This window comes from Candidatus Electronema sp. JM, from assembly GCF_048287415.1.
Classification (GTDB): Bacteria; Desulfobacterota; Desulfobulbia; order Desulfobulbales; family Desulfobulbaceae; genus Electronema.
The window spans coordinates 1-8,859 of sequence record NZ_JBLWEN010000045.1 but is presented as its reverse complement, the minus strand read 5'-3'; the positions used below and the strand labels follow the sequence as shown (position 1 = coordinate 8,859).

Below are 8,859 nucleotides of genomic sequence, written 5' to 3'. Positions count from 1 at the left end.
GAACCCGTCAAATAAAATAATTCCGCAGGAGGCCATGGAATTCAGCTGACAAACTGCTTCTTGAGAAGATTTCAGCAGCAGGAATTTCGGGAGTCACAGGGATATCCGAGGTCTGGATGCAAAATTATATAAACAAAAAATATGAAGATGTTCCTGAGCGGACAGAAGATGTTTTTTAAAAAAGCGGACTAATTCTGCAATGCAATATGGTCTTTTATTCATCATTACAATGAAAATATAGCTCCAAATTTAGCCACCATGTCTTGAGGACTACCTTTTTTATCTGTTCTTTCAATTGGATTTTTTAACCAGATTGGAATGCGAGCGGATCATTCATCTTGATAAAACAGAAAATCTTTTTGTTAATTACATTAGATATTTCAAAAAAAGTAATATTATTTAATAATAATGATTATGGCATTATATAAAATATTAAATAATATCATAATAAACGATAACTTTAAATTCTTGACATCTATTGGTCTCACGATGAATGACCTGATGCGCCTCAAGTATGCCAAAATGAGCTGGATGATTGAAACAGGCTCATCGCGGCATCAAACTCAAATCTCCGGAAACCCGGCATGGTGTAACAACGACATCACTTCACGCTGCTTTTATGTAGATCAACATTAGTGGCATCAATCAGCGCGGTGATGCTGTTGACGATCTTTTCGTAGGATTTCTTCCTGACTTCATCGTCTTTCACATCTTCCGCGAGCCGCTGCGCCATGACGATATGATCGTTGATGACCGGCTGGGTGAAATAGCGGTTGAGTTGCGTGAGTGACAGCTTGTGGACATCAAGGAAGGTTTTGGTGATGTACGCGCTGATACCGCCGCCGATGGCGGAAATGGCCGCGCCTGCGGCAACATGGTTGGCGTTGGGGTCTATGATGATAACACTGCCGCCCCAGAACATGAAGCCCATGCCAGCGCACATAGAAAGGATGGCGAAGAAAAAGGACAACGAGGCACGGATTCTTGTTTCCTGATGATACGTTGCAATTTGCTTGCTGTAGAGATTGAAAAGTCTCTCGATTTTTATGCCTTCTTGACTTCCAGGGACAATTTCATAAGCATTGCTTTCGGCTTCTTCAAGTTTTCTCTCAGCTTTTTGCGATTCACGTCTTTTAAGATAAGCAAAATATCCTGTAGATATTACAAGAAAAATGATAGATATAGCAGCGAACGTGTTGCTAAACGCCACTGAAATTGCCTTAAAGCCGAGACAACCTACTATGATCAGGAGAAAAATAGCACCAATATCCATTTAAAACGAAATTTTAAATTCATATGTTTTTGAACCAAAACTGCCTGTACTCCGGCGTTGGTTAAAACGAGAAAGTAGCTCGCACTATTGCAGATAATTATAACGCTGCATATCTACAACAACAAACTTTCCTTCGCCACGTACTGTGATGACTGCTTCACAGGCAACGGCAAGCCATTTCTCAATGGCGGTGATGCCCTCCGTCCTGATCTGGCTGGCGGTTATGCTGTTCATATCCCCCCTCTTTTTCCTGCGTTCCGAAAAACGGCTGCATTGCACGACTGTAAATCAGTTCCCTGTTGCAAGTAAGCGGAAAAGCGGCTGGCGAGCCGCTCCGCTCATTCCTCCAAATTCACCCAGACCGAAACCCGGTCGCGGCGGCCTTGGCTGTCAATCAGGGTGATGCGGGCAAGACCCGGCCCTGGCGACGGACAGGAGATGATTTCGCTCTGCTGTTCTTTGGCCACAGGCTGGCCGTTGATCAGCCAATGAAAAGGCGGGGTGCCGCCATGCGCTTTCAGCACCAGCACCGGCTCGCCGCTGAGATGCAGACTGCTGCCGTCCACCGGATAATAAATGCGGGGCTGGCTCTGTTCAGTCGCCGAGCGGCTGAAATATTGCAGATGCGGCGGCAGTTGATTGTGACTGAGCCGCCGGAAACCGGCAGGCGGGATGTCAGCAGCCTCGACTTGCGCGGGCAGCGCGGCAAAGGCTTGCAGCAGCACCGGCACGGCCAGCTCGGCTCCGGTGGTGCGCTTGCCGTAGCCGCCGTCGGGCCGCCCAACCCAGACTCCGATCGTGTGCTGCCGGGTGTAGCCAATGGCCCAGGCATCACGGAAGCCGTAGGAGGTGCCGGTTTTGTAGCGGATTTTTGCCGTTGTTTGCAGACCGGCGGCGGCAGGCAGGCTGCGCAGAATTTCATCCACCTGCCAAGCGGCTGTTGGAACCAGCAGGCGGTTTTCCGGGCCGGGCGGCGCGGCAGGATTGAAGGTAATGGGCCGGAATTCCCCCTGATCAGCCAAGGCGGCGTACAGGGCGGTGAGGTCGCGCAGATTCGTGGCTGTGCCGCCCAAGGCCAAAGACAACCCTGCCTCGGCCTGACTGTGGCCCATGAAAACGCCGAGCGAGGCGAAGCGGGCCAGCAGGTTCTGCGGGCCGACGCGTTCCAGCACCTGCACCGCAGGCAGGTTGAGCGAACGCTGAAGTGCCTCGCGCACCGAGACCCAGCCATGATGGGTGCGGTCGAAATTGTCCGGGCCGTAGCTGCCGAAGCGGTCCGGGCGGTCGAGAATCAGGGTTTCTGGATGCAGTATGCCCTGCTCAAAGGCGAGGCCATAAATGAAGGGCTTGAGAGCCGAGCCGGGCGAACGCCGCGCCTTGGTCAGATCAAGACTGCTGATCCGCCAGCCGCCAGAGCCGACATGTGCCAGCACCTGACGGCTCCGGTTGTCAACAGCCAGCAGGGCCAGCGTCCGCTTGCCCTCCTCGCCAAGACGCTGCTGGGCCTGCGCGGCGATGGCTTCCATTTTTTCCTGCGCGGCGCGATCTAAGGAGCTGAGGAGCAGTTCCTTGTCTGGCTGAAGGGCGCGGAGCTGGCGGCTGAACTGCGGCGCGAGAAAAGGAGCCGACTGCCGCTTGGCAGGCAGCGGCTGCGTCCGCGCCAAGTTCGCCTGATCAGCACTGAGCAGTTCCTTCTCCGTCAGCCGTTCCAGCACCCGGCTGCGGGCCAGCTCGGCCTGCGCAGGATGACGATCTGGCCGCCTCCGCTCCGGCGACTGCGGCAGACTGATCAGCAATGCCGCTTCAGAGGGCGTGAGCCGGGCCGCGTCTTTCTGGAAATAAAAAAAGCAGGCCGCTTCAATGCCTTCAATATTGCCGCCATACGGGGCCAAGGTCAGGTAGGTTTCGAGTATCTCCCGCTTGCTCAGATGCCGCTCAAGGCGCAGGGCCTCGGCCATTTCGATCAGCTTGCTGCGCACCGTGCGCGGGCGCGGATGGAGCAGGCGCACGGTCTGCATGGTGATGGTCGAGGCCCCGGAAACCGCCCGGCCATGCCCGGCCAGCTGCCTGACCGCCCGGCCCAGCGCGAGCGGATCCACGCCCCAGTGCGACCAGAAGCGTTTGTCCTCGCAGGCCAGCAGCAGGCGGATGAAATCCGGGTCAATGCGCTCCAAGCGGGCAGGCAGCCGCCAGTAGCCGCCCGGCGCGGTGAAAAGATGCAGCAGTTTGCCGTCCCGGTCCAGCACTTGCGCCGAGCACGGCACCGGAAGCCTGCGCAGCAGTGGCGGCGGCAGAGCGAGATACGCAAAAAAAAGGCCGCAGTTCAGGACTGCGGCGGCAAGCAGGACAAGGCGGAATTTTTTCATCCTTGAGGCATTGTTAGATCGGGCCTGCAGTGCTTTTCACGAGTCACAGGCCACAACTTGGGTTTTCTGCCGCCGTTTCTCCGTCCACCGGAGCCAGCTCCTCAGATATCGCCGCCAGCAAACCCCACAGCTCGGCGTATCTGTCCTTCGGCACAGTCAGCCGGACTAAGCCCTGCTGGACATCAACGGTGGTGAGCACGGCCAAGCCGTCGTAGCCTTCAAGCAGGAAGCGGAACAGGCTGATGCGGTCAGTGCGGATGCGGAGGAAAAAGGTGCGCATGATGTTGTTTTTCAGTTCAGAAGAGCAGGGGCGGAAAATTTTCCGCCCCTGCAAGTGTGTGTCGTGCTATCTGCCTTTACTTGCCCTGCTGACCTGGGAGGAGGAGCCGGAAGCCCAAGTTGCCGTCGCGGTAGTCCGGCGTGTACCTGAAGCGGCTCGCCGCCCGCACGCCCTTGGGCGAGTCGCCCCAGCCACCGCCGCGAATCACGCGGGTCGAGCCGGAGGAAGCACCGACAGGATTATCCTTCTTCTTTGGCTCATACGCTCCGTACCGGTCTGCGCACCATTCCCAGACATTGCCAAGCATGTCGTGCAAACCGAACGAATTGGGCTGAAAAGAACCGACTGGCGCAGTCTCCGCATAGCCGTCATCGCAGTTGTGGCTAACTCTTCTCCTTTTTTGAAGTCTGATCATAAACATTCGCATATTTGCAAGCCTCATCAGGTAAATCACCCCAGAAATATGCCGTGCTGGTTCCGGCGCGGGCCGCATATTCCCATTCCGCTTCGGTCGGCAGGCGGTATTTCCTGCCAGCTTTGCCGTTCAGCTTCTTGATGAAGTCCTGCGCGTCATCCCAAGAAACCTGCTCCACCGGATAGTCATCGCCCTTCTGAAATTCAGCCGGATTGCTGCCCATGACCTTTTGCCACTGTCCCTGCGTCACCTCGGTCTTGCCCATCCAGAAGCCGTCCACGCAGACTTCATGCAGCTTCTCGGCATCTTCGCGGCCTTGCTCGCTCTCCGGCGAACCCATCTGGAAGCAGCCGCCGGGCACATAAACCAGGTCCATGCCTGTAACGTCGTCAACCTTGATGTCGCCCTGCTGCGGCTCCGCTTTTTTCCGTTCCAGTTCAGCAGCGTGGCGTTCGGCCTCTTCCGCCCGCGCTTTTGCTGCCAAGGCATCCGCTTCGGCTTTCGCCTTGGCAGCAGCTGTTTCAGATAATTTCCGCTCCAGCTCCGCCGCCCGCCGCGCTGCCTCGTCATTGGCAGGAGGCGCGGAAGATTGAGGCGGTGCCGCTGCTGCCGAAGCATCAGGCTTTGCCGCGCCGTCTTTGCTCCCGCTGTTCATCGCCGCAACCAACGCGGCTATGGCGGTGATCAGCGCGGCAATCGCCGTGATGATGCCGGGCAGCGTCTCCCAGAACGATTTTTTCTTTTCCTCCTCAGCCATCGTCGCCTCCTGCCAGCGCTTGTCAAAAAAAATCAGACCTTCAGCGAGGCATCCACCCCGCCAAGCAAGTCCTGATGCTTCGCCAGCACCGGCGCAACCACTTCGTCAAGAAATTCCTCAGTCTGCTGCGGAGCGCGGCCAGTGAATTCCTGATAATTGCCGATCAGCTTTTCCAGCTCGTGCAAGGCAAAGGGAACGCGCTCATCCGCCGCCAGACGGACAAGCAGGTCATTGTCCAAGCCTTCCTCCTTTACCGCCAGCCCAGCGGCGACAGAGTGCTCGCGGATGACCTCGTGCATCTCCTGACGGCTCTTGCCCTGTTCAACGCAGGCCATGAGAATTTTTTCCGTGGCCATGAAGGGCAGCTCGGCCCGCAGATGCTTTTCAATCTGCTTGGGATAGACCACCATACCGCTGGTGATGTTGACATACAGCCGCAAAATCGCGTCCGTAAGCAGGAAGGCCTGAGCCATGTCCATGCGCCGGATGGCCGAATCATCCAGCGTGCGCTCAAACCACTGGTTGGCGGCGGTGGCGGCAAAGTCGGCGGGCAGACCCATCAGCTTGCGCGCCAGTCCGGTCATGCGCTCGGAGCGCATCGGGTTGCGCTTGTAGGCCATTGCCGAGCTGCCAACCTGCTTCTGCTCAAACGGCTCCTCCTGCACTTTCAGGTTGGAGAGCAGGCGCAAATCCACGGCAAACTTGTGCGCCGACGCGCCGATGCCCGCCAGCGTCTCGGCAGTCTTCATATCCAATTTGCGCGGATAGGTCTGCCCAGTGACCGGGAAAATTTGATCAAAGCCGAGCTTCTCCGCCACGCGCCGGTCGAGTTCTCGCACCTTGGCGTGGTCGCCGTGGAACAGCTCAATAAAGGTGGCCTGCGTGCCGACCGTGCCTTTCGCGCCGCGAGCCTTGAGCTGCCGCTCCAAGGACTCGACATATTCCAAGTCCATGAGCAAATCTTGGATGTACAGCGTGTTGCGCTTGCCGACCGTGGTCGGCTGGGCAGGCTGATAATGCGTGAAGCCCAGCGTGGCCATGTCCTTGTACGTGCGGCAAAAATCAGCCAGATTGGCGATGACGTTGACCAAGGCTTTTTTGATCAGGCGCAAAGCTCGTTTCTGAATAATCAGATCGGTGTTGCAGACGACAAACTGCGAGGTCGCGCCAAGATGAATGATGGCCTCGGCTTTCGGGCACTGCTGGCCGTAGACATGGACATGCGCCATGACATCGTGGCGGATTTCCTTCTCCTTCTTTGCCGCCGCCGCAAAGTCGATGTCCTCGGCGTGCGCCTTCAGCTCGTCCACCATTTCCCGGCTGACGAGTTCCAAGCCCAGCTCATGCTGCGCCTCAGCAAGGGCGATCCAGCACCGCCGCCAGGTGGTGAACTTGAAGCGTTCGGAGAAAAGCTCCTGCATTTCCCGGCTGGTGTAGCGGCTGACCAAAGGCTCCTGATATATGTCGTGATTCATGGCAAGATAGTGCGGATGAAGGTTTATAGGCGGAGAGGAACGGCGGTATTTAAACGCAATCCGGCGGAAAAGTCCACAGCGGTTTGCGGGCCTGCTGCTGGTGCTGCTTATCCCAAACCAAGATTCGTTTGAATGCCTCGTTCAGGTTGACGCTGGCCCCGAAGAGTGTTGGCTTCAGCTCGAACAGGCTGCTGAATGCCTCTGTTGCAGATTGGTTGTCCACATGGAGAACGCCCTTGCTGTCCGCCACCTGCTTGGCATAGACCCCGTGCGTCACCCACTTGGGATCAAGCACGCTGAAGGTGTTTAGCTGAAAGTCCTTGAAATGCACGGCCACGCCGAGATCGTGGAGGAACTCAACCAGCACCTCGCGGCTCTGCTCGTCATCAATGCCCGCCTCGTGGCAGCAGCTTCCCGCGCAGCTCGCTGATGCCATCGCCGGTGCGGCACGAGGTGCGGAAGAAGCAGCGTATGCCGGGATATTTGCCCAGCAGGAAAGGCCGGTTGATGTCAAAGGCGGGGTTGCTGTCAGCGCGCCTGCCAGTTGCGGATGTTGATGCCGTGCGTGGTGTCCTCGTGCTTATCGAATGTCTCGCCGAGCAGCTGCTTGACGAGCGAGGTCTTGCCTGCGGCCCCGTCGCCAACAAAGATGATCTTCACCTCGTTGAGAGGCTGCTTGCTCTTTTCCAGCTCGGCGAAATACCGCCTTATCGCCTTAATCCCCTTCTTGGCAATCTCAGGCGGCGGGGAGGTGAGCTGGCAGATTTCTGGCGGCAAAGTAGTGAGTTTTTCTCCCCGCTGGCTTTTGCCTCCTCTATCATCTTCAGCAGTTCTTCATTCGTCATGGCCTGCGCACCTGTGGTTGTGGTGGTGTAGGGGCGATTCGCGAACCGCCCCTACGGGAATTATCATCGAGATTTCAAACTCGAATGCGACAAGGACATCTCCGCATGCTTCCGTTCGCATTATCCGCACTTTTTTCAGAAACTTTATGGCATATTAAAGCGGATGTTCAACAGCGCTTAACAATAATAAATCACTGTTCAATTCAATGATCATGTTCAAGCAATTTACACATTTCCGCTGCCTGTTTGCGTCCGCACCGGAGATGTGCGGGATAGTTGTTTTCCGGCAGAGGCTGATTTTGGTTGTTGCCCCGCAAAAGACATGCACTGCTACGGATTTAAATTGTGTTTGCGCATTTCACGGCTTGGAATGATCATATCATTATCCATTGACACCTTTCTTGATGGATTTGCAGGAATTGCACCCGCAGGCAAAGGCTTCATTGATACGTGCGACATTCTTTGCTGATGGAGCGTCACGGAGTCCTTTTTGTCACTCCTCAGAGGAAAAATATGAAAACTCAGTTTCCTGCTTCTCTTCTCAAATTCTGCAAGCGTGTCAGAAAGCGTATCGAAACAGCAGGCTCCCATTTGACGAAACGTTTCAAAACAGACCAGATTCGTGCGCATGATCTTTGGCATTTTCAGCGCCGTCTGATTCGTAAAATCTTGGCGCATACAGTCTGTGTTTTTTTTAACTTAGACCCAAGTTGTGACCTATAAATCTTGAAAAATCCATGCCTCCCCGCATGTGTTATATTTCTGCTGTCCAGCACGAATATAACCGCACACAGAGGAAGACATGGAACTCGAAATTACAGCATTTTATTGTTTATGCGATGATTTCTTAATTTCTGAAGGCTGGCTTGACGACCGGCAATGCGCGATGAGCACAGCGGAGGTCATGACCGCAGCTCTGACAGCCGCCGCTTTTTTCTCCGGCAGTCATGAAAAAAGCTGCAAATTTCTTGAAGAGCATGGATATATTTCTGACATGCTTTCAAAAAGTCAGTTCAGCCGCCGCCTGCGCGGAATTCCTGAATCAGTCTGGCGGACACTGCTCAGACAGCTTGCCATGCTGTTTCACACAATGAATTCATTGAAAATTTATCTCGCGGACAGTTTTCCTGTCCCTGTCTGCCGGAACATCCGCATGCGGCGCTGCAAAATATATCAGGACGGATGCTTCCGGGGACGTGTTTCAAGCCGGAATGAATACTTTTACGGGCTGAAAGTTCATGCGCTCATGACAGAATCAGGAATTCCTGTGGAAATATTTCTGTCTTCATGGTCATATTCAGACACAAATTCTCTTTATGATTTCTCCTTTCCTCTTCCTGCCGGCAGTGTCGTTTATGGAGATAAAGCATACAACGCCTATAATGTTGAGGATGATCTTGAACAGTCAGATGTTCATCTGAATCCTGTCAGGAAGAAAAATTCAAAAA

General features: G+C 54.9%; 11 protein-coding genes and 1 pseudogene. 2 read left to right on the top strand and 10 right to left on the bottom strand.

Annotation, left to right across the window (positions count from 1 at the left end; translation table 11 throughout):
- Positions 1–38 precede the first annotated feature (38 nt).
- Positions 39–152 (top strand): annotated as a pseudogene (locus tag ACNKH6_RS09455) (IS1 family transposase); the annotation flags it as partial.
- Positions 153–601: 449 nt separating this feature from the next.
- On the opposite strand, the gene ACNKH6_RS09450 reads toward ACNKH6_RS09455, so the two are convergent.
- From ACNKH6_RS09450 to ACNKH6_RS09405, 10 genes are all read right to left on the bottom strand, one after another.
- Complete coding sequence (locus tag ACNKH6_RS09450; protein WP_417915311.1) at positions 602–1,210, bottom strand: hypothetical protein; 609 nt, start codon at positions 1,208–1,210, stop codon at positions 602–604.
- Positions 1,211–1,357: 147 nt separating this feature from the next.
- The gene (locus ACNKH6_RS09445; protein WP_417915310.1) at positions 1,358–1,507 is read right to left on the bottom strand and encodes a hypothetical protein; all 150 of its coding nucleotides are present in this window, start codon (positions 1,505–1,507) and stop codon (positions 1,358–1,360) included.
- Between the two features lie 104 nt (positions 1,508–1,611).
- Positions 1,612–3,639 (bottom strand): penicillin-binding protein 1C, encoded by a 2,028-nt coding sequence (pbpC, locus tag ACNKH6_RS09440; RefSeq protein WP_417915309.1) that lies wholly within the window; start codon positions 3,637–3,639, stop codon positions 1,612–1,614.
- A gap of 43 nt (positions 3,640–3,682) precedes the next feature.
- Entirely contained in the window at positions 3,683–3,919 is a 237-nt protein-coding gene (locus ACNKH6_RS09435; protein WP_417915308.1) for a DUF4911 domain-containing protein, read from the bottom strand.
- A gap of 76 nt (positions 3,920–3,995) precedes the next feature.
- A complete protein-coding gene (locus ACNKH6_RS09430; RefSeq protein ID WP_417915307.1) occupies positions 3,996–4,334 on the bottom strand; it encodes a formylglycine-generating enzyme family protein in 339 nt (112 codons plus the stop codon).
- Positions 4,303–5,091: a formylglycine-generating enzyme family protein gene (locus ACNKH6_RS09425; protein WP_417915306.1), complete on the bottom strand. Its 789-nt coding sequence runs from the start codon at positions 5,089–5,091 to the stop codon at positions 4,303–4,305. The genes ACNKH6_RS09430 and ACNKH6_RS09425 overlap by 32 nt, the downstream gene beginning before the upstream one ends.
- Positions 5,092–5,123: 32 nt before the next feature.
- Positions 5,124–6,566, bottom strand: a complete 1,443-nt coding sequence (gene purB / locus ACNKH6_RS09420; RefSeq protein ID WP_417915305.1) for an adenylosuccinate lyase — start codon at positions 6,564–6,566, stop codon at positions 5,124–5,126.
- A 49-nt stretch (positions 6,567–6,615) separates the two neighbouring features.
- Positions 6,616–7,002, bottom strand: coding sequence for a COR domain-containing protein (locus tag ACNKH6_RS09415; protein WP_417915304.1), 387 nt, complete (start codon positions 7,000–7,002; stop codon positions 6,616–6,618).
- A 92-nt stretch (positions 7,003–7,094) separates the two neighbouring features.
- Positions 7,095–7,343, bottom strand: coding sequence for a hypothetical protein (locus ACNKH6_RS09410; RefSeq protein ID WP_417915303.1), 249 nt, complete (start codon positions 7,341–7,343; stop codon positions 7,095–7,097).
- Positions 7,344–7,741: 398 nt separating this feature from the next.
- Complete coding sequence (locus ACNKH6_RS09405) at positions 7,742–8,089, bottom strand: hypothetical protein (protein ID WP_417915302.1); 348 nt, start codon at positions 8,087–8,089, stop codon at positions 7,742–7,744.
- A 124-nt stretch (positions 8,090–8,213) separates the two neighbouring features.
- On the opposite strand from ACNKH6_RS09405, the gene ACNKH6_RS09400 reads away from it, so the two are divergent.
- Positions 8,214–8,859, top strand: a 646-nt coding sequence (locus tag ACNKH6_RS09400; protein ID WP_417915301.1) for a transposase, incomplete at its 3' end; no start/stop codon positions are given.

Coding starts and splice junctions, on each gene's coding strand:
- ACNKH6_RS09435 (WP_417915308.1), bottom strand. CDS start 3,919: ATGCGCACCTTTTTCCTCCGCATCCGCACTGACCGCATCAGCCTGTTC.
- ACNKH6_RS09445 (WP_417915310.1), bottom strand. CDS start 1,507: ATGAACAGCATAACCGCCAGCCAGATCAGGACGGAGGGCATCACCGCC.
- ACNKH6_RS09415 (WP_417915304.1), bottom strand. CDS start 7,002: ATGGCATCAGCGAGCTGCGCGGGAAGCTGCTGCCACGAGGCGGGCATT.
- ACNKH6_RS09425 (WP_417915306.1), bottom strand. CDS start 5,091: ATGGCTGAGGAGGAAAAGAAAAAATCGTTCTGGGAGACGCTGCCCGGC.
- purB (WP_417915305.1), bottom strand. CDS start 6,566: ATGAATCACGACATATATCAGGAGCCTTTGGTCAGCCGCTACACCAGC.
- ACNKH6_RS09430 (WP_417915307.1), bottom strand. CDS start 4,334: ATGATCAGACTTCAAAAAAGGAGAAGAGTTAGCCACAACTGCGATGAC.
- ACNKH6_RS09405 (WP_417915302.1), bottom strand. CDS start 8,089: ATGCGCCAAGATTTTACGAATCAGACGGCGCTGAAAATGCCAAAGATC.
- pbpC (WP_417915309.1), bottom strand. CDS start 3,639: ATGAAAAAATTCCGCCTTGTCCTGCTTGCCGCCGCAGTCCTGAACTGC.